15 protein-coding genes are annotated in these 20,419 nt (G+C 45.1%); 8 read left to right on the top strand and 7 right to left on the bottom strand.

Features of this window, described 5'->3' with window-relative positions; translation table 11 throughout:
• Positions 1 to 54: 54 nt before the first annotated feature.
• From JOE49_RS21980 to aspS, 4 genes are all read left to right on the top strand, one after another.
• Complete coding sequence (locus JOE49_RS21980) at positions 55 to 930, top strand: SDR family NAD(P)-dependent oxidoreductase (RefSeq protein ID WP_025718361.1); 876 nt, start codon at positions 55 to 57, stop codon at positions 928 to 930.
• Positions 931 to 1,012: 82 nt separating this feature from the next.
• Complete coding sequence (locus JOE49_RS21975) at positions 1,013 to 1,945, top strand: acyltransferase domain-containing protein (protein ID WP_245248739.1); 933 nt, start codon at positions 1,013 to 1,015, stop codon at positions 1,943 to 1,945.
• Between the two features lie 31 nt (positions 1,946 to 1,976).
• Positions 1,977 to 4,250, top strand: coding sequence for an ACP S-malonyltransferase (gene fabD, locus JOE49_RS21970; protein ID WP_209942824.1), 2,274 nt, complete (start codon positions 1,977 to 1,979; stop codon positions 4,248 to 4,250).
• Positions 4,251 to 4,314: 64 nt separating this feature from the next.
• Positions 4,315 to 6,084: an aspartate--tRNA ligase gene (gene aspS / locus JOE49_RS21965; protein ID WP_209942822.1), complete on the top strand. Its 1,770-nt coding sequence runs from the start codon at positions 4,315 to 4,317 to the stop codon at positions 6,082 to 6,084.
• A gap of 185 nt (positions 6,085 to 6,269) precedes the next feature.
• Here aspS and JOE49_RS21960 read toward each other — a convergent pair whose 3' ends face one another.
• Positions 6,270 to 8,213 carry a serine hydrolase domain-containing protein gene (locus JOE49_RS21960; protein ID WP_209942820.1) on the bottom strand — a complete coding sequence of 648 codons (1,944 nt, stop codon included), beginning with the start codon at positions 8,211 to 8,213 and terminating at the stop codon, positions 6,270 to 6,272.
• A 258-nt stretch (positions 8,214 to 8,471) separates the two neighbouring features.
• Here JOE49_RS21960 and JOE49_RS21955 point away from each other — a divergent pair, with 258 nt between their 5' ends.
• Positions 8,472 to 10,532, top strand: coding sequence for a glycosyl hydrolase 115 family protein (locus JOE49_RS21955; RefSeq protein WP_209942818.1), 2,061 nt, complete (start codon positions 8,472 to 8,474; stop codon positions 10,530 to 10,532).
• A gap of 168 nt (positions 10,533 to 10,700) precedes the next feature.
• Here the strand turns inward: JOE49_RS21955 and JOE49_RS26740 are convergent, their stop codons facing one another.
• On the bottom strand, positions 10,701 to 10,883 hold the full coding sequence (locus JOE49_RS26740) for a hypothetical protein (protein ID WP_175405281.1): 183 nt from the start codon (positions 10,881 to 10,883) through the stop codon (positions 10,701 to 10,703).
• Positions 10,884 to 10,893: 10 nt separating this feature from the next.
• Positions 10,894 to 11,148 carry an MFS transporter gene (locus tag JOE49_RS26735; protein WP_068941449.1) on the bottom strand — a complete coding sequence of 85 codons (255 nt, stop codon included), beginning with the start codon at positions 11,146 to 11,148 and terminating at the stop codon, positions 10,894 to 10,896.
• Positions 11,149 to 11,239: 91 nt separating this feature from the next.
• Between JOE49_RS26735 and JOE49_RS21940 the strand changes: the two genes are divergently transcribed.
• The gene (locus tag JOE49_RS21940) at positions 11,240 to 12,118 is read left to right on the top strand and encodes a LysR family transcriptional regulator (protein ID WP_209942816.1); all 879 of its coding nucleotides are present in this window, start codon (positions 11,240 to 11,242) and stop codon (positions 12,116 to 12,118) included.
• Positions 12,119 to 12,204: 86 nt separating this feature from the next.
• Here JOE49_RS21940 and glpK read toward each other — a convergent pair whose 3' ends face one another.
• From glpK to JOE49_RS21920, 4 genes are read right to left on the bottom strand one after another with little or no spacing between them, the layout of a single operon-like run.
• Positions 12,205 to 13,722, bottom strand: a complete 1,518-nt coding sequence (gene glpK / locus JOE49_RS21935) for a glycerol kinase GlpK (RefSeq protein ID WP_209942814.1) — start codon at positions 13,720 to 13,722, stop codon at positions 12,205 to 12,207.
• Between the two features lie 12 nt (positions 13,723 to 13,734).
• On the bottom strand, positions 13,735 to 14,670 hold the full coding sequence (locus JOE49_RS21930; RefSeq protein WP_023989377.1) for a transketolase family protein: 936 nt from the start codon (positions 14,668 to 14,670) through the stop codon (positions 13,735 to 13,737).
• The gene (locus JOE49_RS21925) at positions 14,663 to 15,517 is read right to left on the bottom strand and encodes a transketolase (RefSeq protein ID WP_209942812.1); all 855 of its coding nucleotides are present in this window, start codon (positions 15,515 to 15,517) and stop codon (positions 14,663 to 14,665) included. Before JOE49_RS21925 ends, JOE49_RS21930 begins: the two co-directional genes overlap by 8 nt.
• Positions 15,518 to 15,571: 54 nt before the next feature.
• Positions 15,572 to 17,035: an L-fucose/L-arabinose isomerase family protein gene (locus JOE49_RS21920; RefSeq protein ID WP_023989375.1), complete on the bottom strand. Its 1,464-nt coding sequence runs from the start codon at positions 17,033 to 17,035 to the stop codon at positions 15,572 to 15,574.
• A gap of 312 nt (positions 17,036 to 17,347) precedes the next feature.
• Here JOE49_RS21920 and JOE49_RS21915 point away from each other — a divergent pair, with 312 nt between their 5' ends.
• Both JOE49_RS21915 and JOE49_RS21910 read left to right on the top strand, forming a co-directional pair.
• The gene (locus tag JOE49_RS21915) at positions 17,348 to 18,418 is read left to right on the top strand and encodes a LacI family DNA-binding transcriptional regulator (RefSeq protein WP_023989374.1); all 1,071 of its coding nucleotides are present in this window, start codon (positions 17,348 to 17,350) and stop codon (positions 18,416 to 18,418) included.
• Between the two features lie 42 nt (positions 18,419 to 18,460).
• On the top strand, positions 18,461 to 20,410 hold the full coding sequence (locus tag JOE49_RS21910; protein WP_209942808.1) for a BglG family transcription antiterminator: 1,950 nt from the start codon (positions 18,461 to 18,463) through the stop codon (positions 20,408 to 20,410).
• Positions 20,411 to 20,419 lie beyond the last annotated feature (9 nt).

Raw genomic sequence — 20,419 nt, 5'->3', positions numbered from 1 at the left:
ACAGGGAACCGATCACTATCAGATGGAAAATACAAAATATTCTGGAGGTAAATCATGAGGGAATTTAAAGATAAGATAGCCGTAGTTACGGGAGCCGCCAGTGGGATTGGCCGTGCTATTGCGGACCGATGTGTAAATGAGGGCATGAAGGTCGTCCTCGCGGATATTGAGGAGGAGGCCCTTCTAAGGGCCGAAAAACAATTGAAAGACATGGGTGCAGAAACGTTATCCGTGGTGACGGATATTTCCAAAGAAGCTGATATACGTGCATTAGCGCAAAAAACGGTTCAGACATTTGGGGCTGTGCATCTTTTGTTCAACAATGCAGGGGTGGACGCCGGCACGGGCTGCTTATTATGGGAAAATACGGTGGCGGATTGGCAGTGGGTAATAAACGTAAACATATGGGGGATTCTCTTTGCAACTGAAATTTTTGTTCCTATTATGCTGAAACAGAAAACCGCATGTCATATTGTGAATACAGCTTCCATCGCCGGGCTATTGTCCGGCCCTGGTAATGGCATATATAGCGCATCAAAACATGCCGTTTTAAGCTTGTCTGAAACGCTACACCAAGAACTCAGATTGATAGGTTCCAATGTAGGAGTTTCGGTTGTCTGCCCCGGGTTCGTACGCACCCAAATTATGGATGCGGAACGGAACCGACCGACGGAGCTGAGTAAGCAGACCGGACTAGGAAATCTTCCCCCGGAAAGACAAGTCATTAATCAATTGGCCCGCAAGGCTGTCCAGAATGGAATACTTCCAGAGGATGTAGCAAATCAGATGTTTGAGGGAATCAAAAAAGGGCAGCTATATATCATAACAGAGCCGAAATTCAAACCTGCAATAAGACAACATATGGAGAATGTTCTTAACGAAAGCAATCCCACACCTTCCCAAATGCAATTAGTTCGCAATTTACTGTGAAATATTCGTTTTAAATGGTTTTATTGGGATTTTATCAATGAGTATGTTGTGGGAGGTTAGAATGGACAGATCTGTGATTTTTATGTTTTCAGGCCAAGGCTCACAATACTACGGCATGGGAAGAGAATTATTTAAGTTAAATCCAGTTTTCCGAAAATGGATGACCAAGCTGGATGAGATTCATACGGATATTACAGGCAGGTCCGTATTAAAAATGCTGTACGACGACAACCGTGGGAGAGGAGACCTGTTTGATAGTTTGTTATATACTCACCCCGCAATTTTCATGGTGGAGTATGCCCTCACACAGGTATTACTGGAACAGGGGATTTATCCTGATTACGTTTTGGGTTCCAGCCTCGGTGAATTTGCATCTGTTGCTGTGGCTGGTTGTATGAGTTATGAAAATACTCTTCAATGCCTTGTCAAGCAAGCAGAAATGGTAGAAACCTACTGTCCAAAGGGTGGCATGCTGGCCGTAATTGGCGACCTCAGTCTGTATGACCAAATATCCGTATTGAATGCCAACTCAGAGTTAGCATCAATCAACTATGACTCGCATTTTGTCATTTCTGGCAGCTGTGAGGAACTGGAAGAAATTGAACGCTACTTGATAGCAAATGAGATTATATGTCAAAGGTTACCGGTTCAGTTTGCTTTTCACTCTTCCTTAATGGACCCTATAGCCTTGGAATATACAGCGTATTTAAAGCTTAAGCCCCTAAGGAATCCGACTATAAATATGGTTTCATCTATGTACGGAGGAAAGGCGACATCCCTTGACAACCGTTTTCTTTGGGATGTCACTAGAAAACCTATCCGTTTTCGGAACGCTTTAAAATGTCTGGGAGACGGGGACGGGGTCATCTATATTGACCTTGGCCCCTCGGGCACTCTTGCTAATTTTGTGAAGTACAATTTTGGTATCAAGAAAATGGCAAGTATTTGTTCTATTCTTTCACCTTTTCAAAACGATATGAAAAATTTGGATCGTCTATTTGAAATATTCGACTAATATGCATTCACTAGCAAAAAGGAGGACACAAATGATCGCATATCTGTTCCCTGGACAAGGGGCTCAAGCCAAAGGCATGGGAGTAGGACTATTTGACGAATTTCAGGAATTGGTTGCAAAAGCGGATGCTATTCTTGGTTATTCTATTAAGAAACTGTGTCTTGAAGATCCTGCCAATCAACTAGGACAAACGGATTTTACCCAACCGGCGCTATTTGTCGTAAACGCTTTGAGTTATCTTAATAAATTAAAAGAGACTGGAAGAAAACCCGATTATGTTGCAGGACATAGCCTAGGTGAATACAATGCCTTATTTGCCGCAGAGGCATTTGACTTTGAAACGGGCTTGAAGCTGGTTAAAAAAAGAGGAGAACTGATGGTCAAGGCTGCCGGTGGTGGTATGGCAGCGGTCATAGGCTTGAACGAGGAAGTATTTAGAGAAGTTATCGAGAAAAATAATTTAAGGGAGATTGATGTTGCTAATTTTAATTCGCCAAGCCAGATTGTCATCTCAGGACCGAAGGACATGATTGAGCAGGCGCAGCCAATTTTTGAGGATGCAGGAGCCACAAACTATGTGATTTTAAATGTAAGTGGAGCATTTCACTCCAGGTATTTGGAAGATGCCAGACAGAGATTTGAGGCCTATGCGTCACAGTTCGAATTCTCAAAATTGAAAATACCAGTCATTTCAAATATCTATGCCAGACCCTACAGGCAGCAAGATGTAAGGAGTATGCTGATCAACCAGATCGTAAGTCCAGTCAAATGGTCGGAAAGTATAAGATATCTAATGGGTAAAAATGTAACCCAGTTCATACAGGTTGGGCCTGGAAAAGTCATAACAGGGTTGGTTAACGCAATACAACGAGACGCAGAACCGCTGATTGTGAGGGAGGATGAGGAACGTAGCGAGCAGGTACAGGAAGTAAAGTCGAAGAATAGTATATCCGGCCAACGATTTACGGCGGAGTCTCTTGGTCATAGCGAATTCAAAAAATATTATGGACTTAAATACGCGTATCTTATGGGTTCGATGTATAAGGGAATATCTTCAAAAGAGATGGTCGTAAAAGCAGGTAAGGCAGGAATGATGGGATTCTTTGGGGCAGGGGGAGTCAAGATTGGGGCCCTTGAGGAAGCTATAAAGTATATTCAGCAAGAATTGAACCAAGGCGAAGCCTATGGAATGAATCTTATTCATGTTCCCGATCACCTGGAAATAGAAAATAACATCGTTGATTTGTACATAAAATACGGTGTTAGAACTATTGAAGCCTCTGCTTTTATGAGTATAACGCCTTCTTTGGTAAGGTACAGATTGAAAGGTTTGAAACGAAATGAAAAGGGGATCGTAACACCGCAGAACAGGATTATAGCGAAAGTATCAAGACCCGAGGTTGTGGAGGCATTCTTGAGTCCTGCGCCTCAGAATATCGTAAATAAACTGCTCGAGGAAAATAGGATAAGCCGGGATGAGGCCCGGATGGCGATGGAAATTCCTATGGTAGACGATCTGTGTGTCGAGGCTGATTCAGGCGGGCATACTGATCATGCTGTTGCATATGTACTGGTTCCGTTAATGCTTAAAATGAGGGATGAAGCGTTACTTAAGTATAAATACAATAAAAGTATAAGGGTAGGGGCAGCCGGGGGGATAGGGACTCCACAAGCTGCTGCGGCAGCGTTTATACTGGGTGCGGATTTTATCATGACAGGCTCAATCAACCAATGTACGGTTGAAGCAGGGACAAGTGATGATGTAAAGGATTTGCTCCAGCAGTTAAATATACAGGATACAGACTACGCTCCCGCAGGAGATATGTTTGAAATGGGAGCGAAGATTCAGGTTATGAAAAAAGGAGTTTTTTTCCCGGCCAGGGCGAATAAATTATATGATCTTTACCGTAATTATAACTCCATAGATGAAATTGATAGCGGAACCAAAAAATATATCGAAGAAAAATATTTTAAGAAGAGTATTGAACAAGTATATGAAGATATTAAAGCTTATTACCCGGCTGAGATCATTGAAAAAGCTGAAAGAATTCCTAAACGTAAGATGGCGTTGATATTTAGATGGTACTTTACTTATTCTACACGACTTGCAATGAATGGAGACAAACACAGTAAGGTTGATTATCAAGTACACTGCGGACCAGCCCTTGGCGCTTTTAACCAATGGGTCAAGGGAACAGTCTTTGAGAATTGGAAGAACAGGCATGTTGATGAAATAGGACAAAAAATAATGGTTGAAACTGCGGAATACCTGAATGAGAGGTATAAAGCTTTAACGATAATGTGAGTATATGTGTGGAGAAAAATAGAAATCATTAAGATGATAGGGATAAAAGAAAGTGGGGTTTTTCATGCATAGTTATAGGACTCATAACTGTGGAGAATTGGATCAAAAACATGTCGGCGAAGTAGTGAGAATTGCAGGATGGATAAAAAATATGCGTGACCATGGCGGGGTTATTTTTATTGACCTTAGGGATCATTATGGAGTAACGCAGATTGTTGTTTCTGATAATAACGAATTGAAAGATTTTGTATCAAAGATCAGCAGGGAGTCAACCATTTCTGTTACAGGCACTGTATGTAACAGATCTGAAAATACGATTAGTCCCACTATGAAAACCGGGCATATCGAGTTAGCTGCTAATGAGATAGAAGTTTTAGGGAAGGTAGTGAATCCATTACCTTTTGAAGTATCTTTAGCAAATGAAGCTCGGGAAGATTTAAGATTAAAGTATCGTTTCTTGGATCTACGGAATGAAAAAATACACAATAATATTATACTTCGTTCTAAAGTAATTCAAAGTATCAGAAGAAAGATGATCGATTTGAATTTTTTAGAGATCCAGACACCTATCCTGACAAGTTCATCTCCAGAGGGCGCCAGAGACTATTTAGTTCCTAGTAGAGTACATCCAGGCCAATTTTATGCCTTGCCTCAGGCACCTCAACAATTTAAACAATTATTAATGGTTTCGGGTTTTGATAAATATTTTCAAATTGCTCCTTGCTTTAGAGATGAGGATGCAAGGGCAGACAGATCACCCGGCGAGTTTTATCAGCTGGATTTGGAAATGGCTTTTGCAACACAGGAAGATGTCTTTAATGTAGTTGAAAATATGCTATATGAAGTTTTCTCTGAATTTACAGATTTTAAAATTTCAAAGCCTTTTACCAGGATTCCATATCAAGAAGCCATGCTCAAATACGGGAGCGATAAACCTGATTTAAGGAATCCATTAATTATCCATGATGTTACAGAGCTGTTTACAGAGACTGATTTTAAAGTATTTAAAAATAAAACGATAAGAGTTATTGCTGTTCCTGGTTGTGGAGCACAGCCAAGAAGCTTTTATGACGATATAGTAAACTTTGCTGTTGAGGCTGGAGCGAAAGGCCTCTCATGGATTAAGTTCAATGATGATATGTCTCTTAGTGGCTCTATTGCAAAATTCATTTCTGAAGAGGTGAAAAACGAATTAATACATGTTACGCAAGCTAGTTCAGGATATGCACTGTTTTTTGCTGCTGACCAACTTAAAAATGTCGAAAAAATAGCCGGTGCTGTCAGAAATCAATTAGGAAAAAGACTGGATTTGCTGGAAAAGGATATATATAAATTTTGCTGGATAGTTGATTTTCCTATGTTTGAATTGGATCCTGATACTCATAAAATTGGGTTTAGTCATAATCCTTTTTCGATGCCACAAGGTGGTATGGATGCGCTGCTGAATATGAATCCTCTTGATATCCTAGCGTACCAATATGATATTGTATGTAATGGGATTGAACTGTCCTCGGGTGCTGTCCGTAACCATGATACGGAGATTATGGTAAAAGCCTTTGAGATTGCAGGTTATACATATGGAGATATCAAGAGTAAATTTCCTGCACTCTTTAATGCTTTTCAATTTGGGCCGCCGCCTCATGCAGGTATAGCACCTGGAATTGATAGGATTGTTATGATCATTGCAAATGAATCGAATATCCGAGAGGTTATTGCTTTTCCAATGAATAGCAAAGCGCAGGATCTATTAATGGGAGCACCTTCGGAGGTTACTGAGAAACAATTGAGAGATGTTCATATAAAATTGGTAAATACTCAGCCAGAAACAGAATAAACAGATTCAACAACATACTGAAAGCAAAGGCTGAAATCGACACGTATTTGAATCTCATTGAGTGTGTTAAAAACTCTCCCTGCTAGATGCAGAGGAGAGTTTTTTTATTTAGCTCAGATTGGGGTTGTTCACGATGACAATCTTCATCGGTATACTAGAAGGTATGGCAGGCTTATCAAGTGGAGCTATGCCAAAAAGTAGAAATTATAGGAATACAGGAAAATCGAAATAGCTAGAAACGAAAGAATCAGCGTCGCGGTGTATACCTTTCTTAACAATGTTGTTTTGGAAACATTACATTTTCTTACAGCAAGATAGGCAGCCGGTACAAAGGCAAGCCCAAGTACCCAGAAAAAGATAATATTCAAATTGAAATTGGACATAGGCTGAAAGGGGTCGCCTATCAATTGGATGCTGGAAGCAATGAGATTGACGATCACAAGCAGACCCAGCAATGGTATTACGGTTACACTGTCAGGGAAGGGAAGCCGCGAAGTACTCTTCTGCTTTCTTGCGTCCTTGAGCTTCCGCAGCCACCCTGTAATACCAAAAACAAACCCAAGCGCAAACCAAATGCCGCATGCCCCCACTAGAATATAACTGAAAATGGATGTTTGCAGGAAGGAGATCGGCAATTGGTCATCGATCACTCCATATGACAATTGCGTCACTTTACCATCGGCATTGGTTAAGAAAAAAAGACGACTGATGTTTAAGCCCGCGTAATCATAAGAAGTGCTCCCGGGAGTCACACGTTCAAAAAAATAGGGCTTGGTTTCTACATAATCAACATGAATATTCATGGATGGAATACTCAGAGTGATTCCGCCATTGCCGTTGGCTGTGACCACTTCTTCCGCATTAGATAATACGGGTATAAGCTTCAATATATCAGATGATACTGTACGAGCAGAACGGTATTTTCCCGCCACATCCGCGCTATGCTTCAACGTGCTATCCGCTTGCGGAGTAGCGTGGGAATCCCCAACAAACAGGTCAATGAGTTCGCTTCTTGCACCGGACATTTCATTTTCCACATTGGTCAGGATGCTGATCCCAAAGTTTTGATCCGGCACGATAGAGACCAGAGAGGAGAATGAATCTGTATTTCCACCGTGCTCGATAACACGATAATCTCCCGCGAACCGTTCCCAAAAGCCATGGGCATTCCCCGGAAGCTCGGGATAGTGGGTATATGAAGCCTCATGCATTTCTCGCAGGGTTTCATTCTTGTTGAATAGCGAATATTTTAAGGAATGCTCCATGTTCAGATGAGCAAGCATAAAATGAGCCATGTCCTCCGAAGTAATGTTTAACGCACCCGCCGGCACATCATTAAAGAAAACATTGGGCTTTGCCACCCAGTTTCCATCCTTCTTGGAGTAGCCTGTTGCTTTATGTTCGATAACCTCCGGGATAAGATCATATCGTTGTGTAAAGTAAGAATGTTTCATGTCTAGAGGCTCAAATATATGTTTCTGAATATAGGTTTCAAAAGGCATTCCGGATACACGTTCTATAATATAACCGGCCAGGTTGGTCCCATAGTTGGAATAAGCAATCACTGTTCCAGGCTCATAAATCTGTTCAGGCTGATTTCTGGGTGCGATATGCTCCTTGAGAGGCCTAAGATCAGCAAGATCATGAACCAAAAGTTTTTCCAGGTGCTCCTCAAAACCTGCCGTGTGGCTCATCAGTGATTTCAGGGTAATAGGCTTATCAAAAGAAAGCTTGAGAAAGCCGTCAGGCAAGTATGTGCGGATGTCCGTATTCAAATCCAGCTTTCCCTGCTCAACCAGTTGCATTACTGCCGTCCAGGTGAACAATTTCGATACTGAACCGGCCTCCATATAGGTTGTTTCCGTACTCATGGGTGTTTGTTTCTCGATGTTTGAGTATCCGTAACCTTTTGAAAAAACAATTTTCCCGTCCTTTACTATGGAAACCGCAGCACCAGGAATCGCTGTTCCTATATATTTTTTCATAATTTGATCTGTTCTGTTTTCGATTTCGGAAATCGGAATTCCAGAGGGCGTGGTTGGAACGGACCCAGAAGCATATGCCTGGACCGGGATAAATGCCATCAATGCCAACAGGAACAAAGAGGCAAATCGTTTTTTCAATTTCATCTCAAGTCTCCTTTTTGCTGCACTTGAATCTTTAAGGGCAGTCTGTTTTTTGGAACATTTTTAGTGTAGCAATCAAGTCTTTCTTATTTCTCTCCTGTTCCTTACTTTTTTCTTTCTCGAATTAAGCTTCAACTCTCAAGTGATTTACCGAAAAAAAAGCTATATTTACGTTGGAACAGCTTTATATGTATGTTGCCAACCTATAAAATAAAGACAAGAAGAATCCTCATAGTTGAAAAAAATAGGAGATGACAATAAATGAAAGCCTGTGAACCTCTAACTATTTCATCTGAAAGCGGATACAATCTTCAAACCGATGAAAGTGTGCCCATTGCCCACGCTTGGAACATGATTGCGCGAGATCATAAGCAAGTGTTTGGCCGCGAGCCATTGCAAACAGAAGTAGAGCCCTCGATCATTATCCGTTATGCGCAGGAAGGAGATAGCTGCCCGCATTGGCCAGAGGGCTATTGTCTGCGTTTTGTTGCTGGTAGCAAGGGAACGGTACTCCATATTATTGGCCGTGATGAATTAGGAATTATTTATGGACTGCTTCATTACAGCCGTTTCGCTCTGGGTGTGGAGCCGTTCTGGTTCTGGGCGGAGCTTCTCCCGCCTAAGCGGGATACCATCGTTTTGCCGAGTCTGAATGTTGACAGTATACCGTCCAAGGTCCGATATCGGGGATGGTTTGTCAATGATGAGGTATGCTTGATTGGCTGGAAGGATGATTATCCACCGACGGAGCAGGTGTGGCAGCCCGTTTTTGAAGCGTTACTGCGGTGCGGTGGAAATATGGTGATTCCCGGAACCGATTTACCACGCATAGGTATCCATCATAAGCTTGCAGCAGACATGGGCTTATGGATCACACATCATCATGCCGAGCCGTTGGGGGCGGAAATGTTTTTGCGCGCCTTTCCGGGTAAACAAGCTAGCTACAGAGAGCATCCCGAGTTGTTTGAACAGCTGTGGCAGGAAGCGATTGAACGACAGAAGGAAGAGAAAATTGTATGGGTATTGTCTTTTCGCGGGCAGGGTGACAAGCCTTTTTGGGAAGATGATCCTTCCTTTAATACGCCGGACAAACGCGGACAATTAATATCGTATGTGGTTCGCAAGCAGTACAATATGATCTGTGAATTTGTGGAGCAGCCCGTGTGCTGTATGGCGATGTATGGTGAGATTGCCGAGTTATACAAGCAGGGGCATATTGAAGTACCCGAAGGGGTGATCAAAATATGGGCAGACAATGGTTACGGTAAAATGGTATCTCGGCGCCATGGGAATCTCAATTATCGTGTACCAGCATTGCCCGAGGCGCAGGATGGGGGCAAAAATGGAGTATATTACCATGTGACCTTCCACGACTTGCAAGCGTCGAACCATCTTACCCAATTTCCTTCCTCAGCCAGCTTGATTGTAGAGGAATTGACAGCAGCGTTTACTACAGGGGCGGACGAGTATCTGCTGGTCAATTCAGGTAATATTTTGCCGCATGTATATACGCTGGATTTAGTAGCAAATTTATGGACGAAGGGTAACGTGGATACCGAAGAGCAGCTTACTGATTTTATCGGGCGGCTGTACAGTAGTCAGCTTCAAGAGATTTCCCAATTATACCGGGATTATTCCCGTTGCACTATCGTTTATGGCCCGCATAAGGATGATCGAGCAGGGGAGGAATTCTATCACCATCCGGCTCGGCAAATTATGGGGTATTGGCTACAAGGCAAAGAAAGCAGTGATGAACGGCTGTACTGGGCTACTGGAGAAAGGCCTTTTCCTGAACAGGTACGCTGGTTCAAGGAAAAAGCCGAGTCGGCAATCCCGGATTGGGTTGAACTACGAGAGCGGTGTCTACGAATAATGAAGCAGTTGCCTGAAGATGAATGTCGCAGGTTGTATAATCAACTGCTTGTGCAGATTGAACTGCATCTGAGTGGTTCACGTGGACTGGCAAGCTTATGTAGCGCTTATGGGCTGTTCCTTGAAAAAGATTACCCAAGAGCATTTATACAAGCTTCTCATGCCGTTTGGAGCTACCGGATGGGTAAAGAAGCGTTATCGCTCGCAGGAACTGGAAGATGGGAGCATTTCTACCGGGCAGATTGGTTAACCAATCTAGATAACACTATTTCTCATGCGGACACTGTGCGGAGATTTCTTCGTCTTCAGGGAGACAGTCCGGATATGTTCCTGTGGTCCAAACAATATTTAATGCCAGAAACAGAGAAATATATCTACCTGGAGAATACGCATCGCAAGCCCCTTCCCGATGATGAGTTGGCACGCTGTCTGGAGAAGGTATTATATTAAAAGGATCTTAGAACTTGTATGACTTCTGATAAAGAACCTTCCAATCCATGAAGTTAGATGGACAGGAAGGTTCTTTATAACCTGATCTACATATTCGTTGAGCTTCTTGCCAAGTGTGGATGTGATTCTCAGCCATCTAACCGTCAATGTTTTTATAGGGCAATAGGTCTATTTCTTGGGGGAGAACTCGTGATTCTTAGCACGCCACGAAACTATGAAGGCAAGTAGCATAAGAATCAGTAACGCCCACGGGAAAGAGCTGCTTCCAAGTGTCTCCAGAAGAATTCCGCCAAGCAAACCGCCTCCACCAATGGCCAAATTCCAAGCGGTTACAAGCATAGACTGTGCCACATCTGCGCTCTCACAAGGCAACAGTTAAATAGACAACAGCAGGTTGGTGACTTCCGATTCCCAGCGCCAAAGATGCGATAGCGAAGCCGAAGGTACTCACAAGTACCAGTAGACGCAGCCAGCGGTCAATGAATACACCGATCAACCCGATTCCGGCAACCGAAGTTATTCCAAAAATAAGCAGCACCACATCTGTTTGGGAAGCCAGTCCAGCTTGATTTAGATAGGGAGCGATATAGGTGTAAAGAATATTATGCGCTAGCACCCAAATTAAAACGACAGTTAAAGGTATATTTTGATATAACTGAAATACTATTATTTCATGGAGGGAATAACCGTATGGTTATAACGGGTGTATGTCTGTGAATATGAATCATCTTGAAGTGTTTATGAAGGTTGCGGAGAAAATGAATATGACGGAGGCTTCCAAAGCGCTGTTTATTTCCCAGCCTGCGGTTAGCAAGGCTTTGATCCAATTTGAAAATACTTTGCAGGTGAAATTGTTTATTCGCGACAAGCAGAATGGACTCGTACTGACCGAAGTGGGAAAAGAAATGCTGAGTCTGGCCAGACAAATGAAGGAAATCGAAGATAAAATGGTTCAGCTTGCGTGTCAGGAGAATAAGCTTTTACGCGGTAAAGTAAAAATAGGCTCCTTCCCGGCAGCCTCTACGAACTTGCTTCCAGAAGCGATCTGCTTATTCCGCTCCCAATACCCCGATGTCACCATTGAACTGATGGAAGGAAACTCGAATCAAATTAAACAATGGGTGGAGGATCGCACTGTTGAAATTGGAATAGTAGCTTCTCCTTTCGATCATTATGACGTCCATATTCTTGAACACGATTCCATGGTTGCTATCATGCCGGAGAATCATCCATTGCAAGCAGAACATGAGGTTTCTCTGGAACAGAACAGGAACGGCCTTATCTTCTGTAAAGGAGGACATGAATCTGCTGTATTAAACACCTTGCATGAGCAGCAAATTCCTTTCCAGGAGAGTCTCACGGTCCAAACGGCTGAAACCTTAGTCCATATGGTCCAAAAAAAGTTGGGCATTGGCATTATATCGAAGTTTACGCTTTCCTCGGTGTCCCATACACTAATCGTTAAAGAGATCATTCCCCAAATTTCGCGGGATATCGGAATTATCGCGCATTCTTTTGATGAAGCGACCCCGGCAGCCCGTGAGTTTGTAAAAGCGTTGGGTCAGTTATATCGTTCGAGTGAGTAACTTAATAAAAGGGCCTTTGTAAAAGCAAGGGCCCTTTTTGTTTGGTTTGTATTGGGGAGATATGAGGAATGGAGTACAGAGATTATTTATAAAACGGGAGATTCATGCTGTTGTTGCAATACAGACTGAACAGCCCGCTGCCAGCCAGTATAATATTTCTCTCTGGTAGCCTCATCCATCTTTGGTTCGTATGCTTCATACATTTTAAGATTGGAAGCGATTTGCTCTGGATCGGACCAAAAGCCTGTGCCGAGCCCACCGAGATAGACCGAACCCATGGCCGACAGCTCGGCACATGTGGATCGGGTCACAAGGTTGCCCAGAATATCGGCCTGAAATTGCATCAGCCAAGTGTTGGAGGAAGCCCCGCCGTCCGTGCGCAGGCCGACCAACTCAATCCCGGACTGTTCCTGAATAAACTCTATAGCGTCCCGTACTTGGTAAGCGATGCTCTCCAGCGCAGCCCGGACGATGTGTCCTTTGCCAGTTCCACGGTTCATACCGATAATTGCCGCCCGGGCGTAGGGATTCCAATAGGGAGCGCCCATTCCGACAAAGGCAGGCACAAGATAGACGCCATCGTTTGCAGGAACGCTTTCGACTAAGCGCTGCATTTCCTCAAAGGTAGAGAACAGTCCTAAGTTGTCCTGCGTCCATTTGATGCTGTCGCCTGTTGTCCGGATGATGGCTTCAAGCGCATACGTAACAGTTCCGCCGGCCCCCCAGGCGATAGCGGTTACAAGTCCGTCACCGCCATCCACCGGATGATTCCCTACGTTCATTAATACAGAGGTGCCCGTGCCAAAAGTTGCTTTGGCTGTTCCGGGCTTGAAACACAGATGCCCATACAATGCCCCTTGTGAATCCCCAATGACGCCCGAAATCGGTATTTTCTCATTGAAAAGGTCGCAATCTGCCGTATATCCGAAAATAGCGTCGGATGGTTTAACCTCAGGCAGCAGGGAAGAAGGAACGGAGAACAGCTGGGCAAGCTCTTCATCCCACTCCAGCGTGTGGATATTGAACAGCGATGTACGGCTGGCATTTGTAAAGTCGGTTGTATGGTTTTTACCGCCGGTAAGCTTCCAGACCAGCCAACTGTCCATGTTCCCTGCAAGTAGCCTCCCTTCAGCCAGCAGGTTGGCAGCTCCTTCCGCATGTTCAATGATCCATTTGAACTTGGCAGCGGAGAAATAAGGGTCAAGCATAAGCCCTGTTTTGGCGTGGATGGTTCTTTCGTGGCCAGCTTGCTTCAGCTTGGCGCACAGGTCCGCCGTACGTTGGCATTGCCAGACAACAGCATTATATATTGGCTGACCAGTCGTCTTATCCCACACCAATGCCGTTTCGCGTTGATTGGTGATTGTCAGCGCAGCTAGTGCGGACGGGTGGACGCAGGCTTGCTCCAATACGCTGCGGGCCGTTATTTTGACATTTTCATAAATTTCGAGCGGATCATGCTCTACCCAGCCGGGATGGGGGTAATATTGCCTATGCTCCATCCCGCTGCGGGCGATTACTGCACCCTGATGGTCTACAAGGAGTGCTTTGGTGCCTGAAGTACTCTGGTCGATGGCCAATATATATTGTTGATTGTGCTCCATATGCTTCGCCCTCTACTTATTAATCAATTCGAATGCAATTTGTTTGATATTGTCACCCGTAATGCCGTAGTGGTGGAAAACTTCCGCCGATTTACCGGCAATCGCCGGCTCATCCGGGATGCCGAGTACTCTCATAGGAACCGGGTGATTCTGCACAACAACTTCTGCCACGGCTGCACCGAGACCGCCGTAAATGCTATGTTCCTCAACGGTAATGATGCGTCCAGTTTCACGTGCAGCGGTAATGATCGCCTCTTCATCCAGCGGCTTGATTGTATGCATGTTGATTACCCGGGCGGATATGCCTTCGTCGTTGAGTGCCTTGGCGGCATCGAGTGCGATTCGCACGGTTTCACCGACACCAATAATTGTAACGTCGTTGCCTTCTCTCACAGTTATAGCTTTGCCTATTTCGAATGGGTAATCATCGGTTTCGTAAACGTCCTCAACGGGATTACGCCCGATTCGCACGTATACGCCGCCGTCATATTTTACAAGCGCTTCGGTCAGTTTCTTCGTTTCGTGACGATCAGCAGGCAGGACAATCGCCAGTCCCGGAATTGCCCGAGCTACTGCGATATCTTGCACGGAGTGGTGTGACATGCCAAGCGCCCCGTAGCTGACGCCTCCGCTAATGCCGATGAGCTTCACATTTGTCCGCGAATAAGCAACGTCAACTTTGACTTGTTCAATACTGCGCATACTGAGGAAGCAGGCTGGTGAAGTCACAAACGGTTTTTTGCCGCTGTGGGCCAGGCCTGCAGACATGCCTACGATATTCTGTTCGGCAATGCCGACCTCGACGAACTGCTGCGGGAACGTATTGGCAAAGGGAGCCATTGCAGCAGAACCGCGCGAATCGCTGGCCAGTACCATGATATCACGGTCGTCTTTGGCCAACTCCAGCAGTGTGTCACAGATTACTTGGCGATTAGGAATTTTATTCATGCTTATGCACCTGCCCTTTCTGCGTCAATTCTTCGATCGTTGCCTTTAGCTCTGTGAGAGCCAGCTCCAACTCTTTATCATTAGGCACATGGTGATGCCATGCCGGGACATTTTCGGCGAACGATACGCCTTTGCCCTTGGTGGTATTAGCCATAATTAACGTTGGCTTTCCGGCTACTTCAGGGGCGGACCTGAATGCCTTAAGCAATTCTTCCATATTGTTGCCGTTGATAGAGACGACGTTCCAGCCGAAGGCAGTCCACTTCTCTTCCAGCGGCTCCAGTCCCATGACTTCTTCGGTAGCACCGCTGATCTGGAGTCGGTTGCGGTCGATAATACCGATCAGGTTATCCAGCTTATAATGAGAGCCTGCCATAGCGGCTTCCCAGTTGGAGCCTTCGGCCTGTTCGCCGTCTCCCATTAAACAAAATACACGGTAAGGACGGTCATCCCGCTGGGCAGCTAGTGCCATGCCTACGGAAATGGGCAGGCCGTGGCCGAGGGCCCCGGTGTTCATTTCAATCCCTGGAACCTTGTTGTTCGGGTGGCCAATGAGTCGGGTGCCGAACTGGCTATAGGTCTCCAGCTCTTCTTTTGGGAAAAAGCCCCGGTCGGCCAGAATACACCATAGAGATTCTACGGAATGCCCTTTGCTGGCGATAAAGCGATCACGGTCATCCCATTTTGGATTAGCAGGATCAACGTTCATGATTTCATAATATAAAGCCGTTAAAATGTCTGTATTGCTCAGCGATCCCCCCGTATGTCCCGTTTTGGCGCGGTGAATGATGGTTAGCAGGTCCATGCGGATTTGTGCGGCTTTTACTTTCAGTTCCTGGATTTCCATAATGTCCTCCTCAAGATAGGTATTATAGGGATGGGCTTTGTCGCTTTAGACGTCTCAAACGTGAAGGTTCGGGCGCTTATTACGGGCGAGATCGGATCCTCTAAGCCAGCTTTGAATTTCCTGTTCCGTGGGATCGACCGGATCAGGCGTCAGGCCGGGTATATAATTGCAGGCCTCATAAATGGCCGGGATCACATTGGCATGGATACCTACGGAATGATGGACGTAAGGCCCTTTTACGAGTTTTTCCTCCCACAGCGGCCAATCGTTTACTTCCACCCATACGTAGGAGCCGCGGGTATAAGGACCTTCAATACCCCGGGCACGCCCGAGGAACATGGAGTACTCACCGTGGTCGCCGTCAAATCGGGCAATGGTCATACCGCCACCGCGGATTTCGCCTTCATGAGTTCCGGGAGAATGGTCGTCGAAGAGAAAATGTTTGCGTAACTTCGGTTTGTTCTCTACGGAGAGCGAGACCGGGAAATTGCCACAGTGGAAGAGAAGTTCGCCGTTATCATTCTCAGGATGTCGAACAGTAATATCTGCGAAGAAGGTTGGCAATGTGTTCATGGAGGCAGCCTGCACCATAATGGAAGTAATGGCTCCATGGATATCTGTTTCACAAGTAACCGGAATTTGTTCGTCAGTCAGGATTGCATTGGCCAGACACGGCATAATAGATATGGCATCCTGCAAAGAGGACCAGCACTGAATTGCGATAGCGCTGCTTCCCGTCTCACGGGCGAAGGATTTCATGGCGACCTTTAAAGCGGCTATCCGTCTTACATCATCTTCGGTCACTTCACTGTAATCGAGTTTTTCTTTAATGTAATCCATCGTTTCCAGAAGCTCTGAGCTATTGCTGGAGGCGATTTTTTTGGTTCTAAGCTGAATGTCGACAATGGTAATGGGATGAATCTCAATGCCGAAGCGTTCCAGCAGTTCGCCTTCATTGCACATCATCGTCCAGAATGAAGCGGGGCGGGGGCCAATCTGGAGAATGCGTAAGCTCTTGAATTGGCGCACGACGTTGGCGGCCGCCACAAAGTTGGTAAAGCCTCTTTCGAAAACCGGATCATTCACCCAACTGTTCGTTACATAGGTGAAGGGAACGTTGAATCTTCGCAGCACTTTACCTGTGGCGAAAATACCGCATTGGGTGTCGCGAAGGCGCATGCCGTCCGCAAGCGGCGCTTCATCCCGCGGTCCCCACAGCAGGACAGGCTTGCCGAGCGCCTTGCCTACACGAGCTACAGTATCTTCTGTACCAAAGTTGCAATGTGGGAAAAAAACAGCGTCGACTTCTTCTTCTTTGAATCGCTTTGCAATTAAATCCGCGTTTATATGGTCGTCATACAGCAAGCCTTCCTCATTAAGGCCCTCCAGGTCTACAATGTCGATATCCATGCCAAAACTCTCAATTTTCTTGCGAATTTCCACTTTGTACTTAAAGGCATCGTCGGCGCTGAACGTAAATCGGCGCGTCGGAGCATAACCCAACTTTAATTTCTTCATGATCATGTCTCCTCTGTACTTGAATAAACAACATTTGCTGAACAAAATAGAATAAATAAACTAAACAAAATCAAATTAGTTTAGTTATAAAAACTAAATTCAATGACTATTTCTATGTCGAGGCCATAGTAACATCGAATTAAAACGGTGTCAATTAATTATTTAGTGATATTTAGTTATAAAAACTAAAAAAAATAACTAAACAAATATAAATAAATTCAGCTAATTATTGCATCGCATCTCAAATCGGTGTAAACTTCATTTATTCACTTCACTGCTGTGTTCATCTTATTTAGAATGGAGAATTAGGGCATGAAAATGGAAGACATTGCCAAGCTGGCCAACGTATCCAAATCAGCTGTTTCACTGGCCTTCAGCGGCAAGCCGGGTATTGGCCCGGATACGCGTGAACGTATTCTCCAGGTAGCCCACGAGGCAGGATACAGTCCCAAAAGCAAGACGATAACGGCTTCAAGAAGTGATAAGTCCTTGCTTTTTCTCGTGTGTACAAATTCGGGCATTGTCCTTGAGGAATACTATCAACAGCCATTTTTTAAAGAATTAATCCAGTTTATTGAGGAACGTTGCCGACAAAAAGGGTATTCGTTGATCTTCTCGACGGTCGACGTAGAATTTTTCCAGAGGGATATCCAGATGGTTGCAGAGGAGAAACGCAGTGCAGGCACCATTGTTCTGGGAACCAATCTGACCCGTGAGCAGATCAGTGATATTCATGGCAAGCTGCCGAATCTGATTGTGCTGGATACCTGCTTTGATACGCTTCCCGTACAATTTATCCAGATTAATAATGTTATGGGTGCTTATCAGGCAGGAGCTTATTTATGCGACATGGGTCATACCTCAATCGGTTATATTGCTTCAAATGTACGAATTCATAATTTTGAGGAACGTAAACGCGGATTTTTGGCGGCACTCATGGAACGGGGGCTGAAGATTCCGGAGGCACAAATGCTGGCTGTAGCGCCAACCATTCTTACTTCGCAGGAGGATCTGAATCGGCAGTTAACCGTTTATCTGGAGAGCGGGAAAACTTTGCCGACGGCCTGGTTCTGCGAATGCGACTATATTGCTATCAGCGCTATGAAGACCATGAGCGAGCTTGGCATCCGGGTGCCGCAGGATACTTCAATTATCGGCTTTGACAACATTACGGAATCGGTCATTGTTACGCCGGAGCTAACGACCATTCATGTAGAAAAAGAAAGAATGGCCGTTCTGGCTGTCGATCTCCTGACCGATACTATTGAGCAGGGAACGCAGGTTACAGCAAAAATCACAGTGGATACGAAATTTGTAGAGCGCAATTCCTGTGCTGCTCCTGCCACTTTCGTACCTAAAGGCGAGCTAACCGAGCAGGCCTGAGTAGAGGATAGATTTTGACAAAAGAACGGGGGGTCACCTTGAATGAATACGCGAATGGTTTCGATTCTACAGCATTTGCTGGCTGCGGACACTCCTGTCAACAGCGAGCATCTGGCAAAGTTGATCCAGGTTACTTCACGTACCGTACGTAGCGATATCAGAGAACTGGATGAATTTCTGGCCAAGCATGGAGCATCGATTCAGCCTGTTCGTTCAAGGGGGTATGAACTGAAAATCACGGACGACCGCAGCTTTCGTACGCTCCTACAGCATTTGTTCCTGTATAACGAACCGGATGATCCCAATTCTCCTGAATACCGACAGCGTTATTTAATCTCGCGCCTCCTGCTTACAGAAAATTATTTGAAGCTCGAAGAGTTGGCGGATGAGTTATACATTAGCAAATCCACCGTACAAAATGATTTCAAAGAGGTTAAGCATATGCTACAGGCTTACGGAATCGGCATTGATAAGCGCCCGAATTACGGTGTCAAGCTGAGGGGCGACGAGGTTCGCTTACGTTTCTGCATGTCTGAATTCATCGTCAACCGTTCTGAAGAAGAAAGGACTGGGGGCGTGGAGGCCGCATCGAGAATGGTTACCCCTTGGGAAATGACACTCATTCGAGGTATTATTCTGGAGCAAATCCAGAACCACGGGGTCACTTTGTCGGATGTTGCCTTCAACAACCTGTCCATTCATATCGCTATAGCTTGCAAGCGTATTCGCGATGGGAACAGGGTCGCGATGCTTTCCGATGAAAGGGAAGATTTTCGGGCTACCGAGGAATTTCGAGCCGCTGAACATATTGTTAGCCACATTGAAAAGCAAATGGATTTGACCTTTCCGGAGGATGAGGTTGCTTATATCGCCATGCATCTGGCCGGGAACAAGTGGTTTGAGGGAGTTACGGAGCAACAGACAGAAGAGACAGGGCCTCAGAAGCTCTTGGATCGGGGAATTTATGAGCTTGGCAGAGAAATGCTGGCTGAAATTGACAGGGGCTTTAACCTGAATATCAGCCGGGATCAAGAACTGTTAATGGGCATATGTCTTCATCTGAAATCGGCGCTAAACCGCGTAAAATATAGGATGAATATCCGTAATCCGATGCTGGATCATGTGAAGAATAATTATCCTTTGGCTTTTCAGGCGGGGGTCATAGGTGCCAAGTTAATCGAGAGCAAACTGAATTTGACCATACCAGAGACAGAAATGGGTTATTTGGCGATTCATATCGGGGCCGCCATGGAAAGGCAGCAGATGAACAACAGACCTAAACGCTGCCTTGTCGTATGCACTTCGGGTGTTGGAAGTGCCCGCTTGCTGTATTACAAGCTACGTAGCAAGTTCGGTGAAAGGCTTGAGGTTGCTGGCACGACCGAGTATTACAAGTTGCAGCAGGTTCCTTTGCATGGCATTGATTTTGTGGTAAGCACAGTTCCAATCCCGCAGACATTATCCGTTCCGGTCGTGGTGGTTCAGACTCTGCTTGGCGGCGGTGACATCGATAAGATTGAAGAGCTGCTGACGGATGAAAACGAATTTACTTTCCGCTACATTATGGAAGAGCTTGTATTTCTGAGACATAACTTTACTACAAAAGAAGAGGTTATTACTTTTTTGGGAGAAAGAATGCATACTTCCGGATTGATCCGCTCTTCCGAGGGATTCATCGGATTGGTGATGGAAAGGGAAAATGCTGCTCCTACGGCTTACGGAAATCTGATAGCCATTCCTCATCCTATTATTCCGCAAAGCAACCGGACGGTATGGGCGGTCTGTACACTGAAATCTCCCATAGATTGGTCCGGCAAGCCCGTGCAGTTCGTCTGCCTGCTCAGTATTAACAAAAACGGCGACGAGCCTCCGGCGAAAATGTATAAGCATCTGATGGGACTACTCGACGACTCGGATATTATCCAGCAAATGCTGGAATGCAAAACCTACGGGGATTTTGCTCAAATTATTGTCAAACATAAACTGTATTAAAATAAAGCT

The sequence above is a fragment of the Paenibacillus sp. PvR133 genome (genome assembly GCF_017833155.1).
GTDB lineage: Bacteria > Bacillota > Bacilli > Paenibacillales > Paenibacillaceae > Paenibacillus > Paenibacillus polymyxa_B.
The sequence above is the reverse complement of the archived record's forward strand: the minus strand, read 5'-3'. Positions and strand labels throughout refer to the sequence as shown.

Excerpts from the sequence above, each read along its gene's own strand:
- JOE49_RS21930 (WP_023989377.1), bottom strand. The coding sequence starts at position 14,670 with ATGAATAAAATTCCTAATCGCCAAGTAATCTGTGACACACTGCTGGAG.
- JOE49_RS21920 (WP_023989375.1), bottom strand. The coding sequence starts at position 17,035 with ATGAAGAAATTAAAGTTGGGTTATGCTCCGACGCGCCGATTTACGTTC.
- JOE49_RS21975 (WP_245248739.1), top strand. The coding sequence starts at position 1,013 with ATGTTTTCAGGCCAAGGCTCACAATACTACGGCATGGGAAGAGAATTA.
- JOE49_RS21980 (WP_025718361.1), top strand. The coding sequence starts at position 55 with ATGAGGGAATTTAAAGATAAGATAGCCGTAGTTACGGGAGCCGCCAGT.
- glpK (WP_209942814.1), bottom strand. The coding sequence starts at position 13,722 with ATGGAGCACAATCAACAATATATATTGGCCATCGACCAGAGTACTTCA.
- JOE49_RS21940 (WP_209942816.1), top strand. The coding sequence starts at position 11,240 with ATGTCTGTGAATATGAATCATCTTGAAGTGTTTATGAAGGTTGCGGAG.
- JOE49_RS21910 (WP_209942808.1), top strand. The coding sequence starts at position 18,461 with ATGAATACGCGAATGGTTTCGATTCTACAGCATTTGCTGGCTGCGGAC.
- JOE49_RS21915 (WP_023989374.1), top strand. The coding sequence starts at position 17,348 with ATGAAAATGGAAGACATTGCCAAGCTGGCCAACGTATCCAAATCAGCT.
- fabD (WP_209942824.1), top strand. The coding sequence starts at position 1,977 with ATGATCGCATATCTGTTCCCTGGACAAGGGGCTCAAGCCAAAGGCATG.
- JOE49_RS21955 (WP_209942818.1), top strand. The coding sequence starts at position 8,472 with ATGAAAGCCTGTGAACCTCTAACTATTTCATCTGAAAGCGGATACAAT.
- aspS (WP_209942822.1), top strand. The coding sequence starts at position 4,315 with ATGCATAGTTATAGGACTCATAACTGTGGAGAATTGGATCAAAAACAT.
- JOE49_RS21960 (WP_209942820.1), bottom strand. The coding sequence starts at position 8,213 with ATGAAATTGAAAAAACGATTTGCCTCTTTGTTCCTGTTGGCATTGATG.
- JOE49_RS21925 (WP_209942812.1), bottom strand. The coding sequence starts at position 15,517 with ATGGAAATCCAGGAACTGAAAGTAAAAGCCGCACAAATCCGCATGGAC.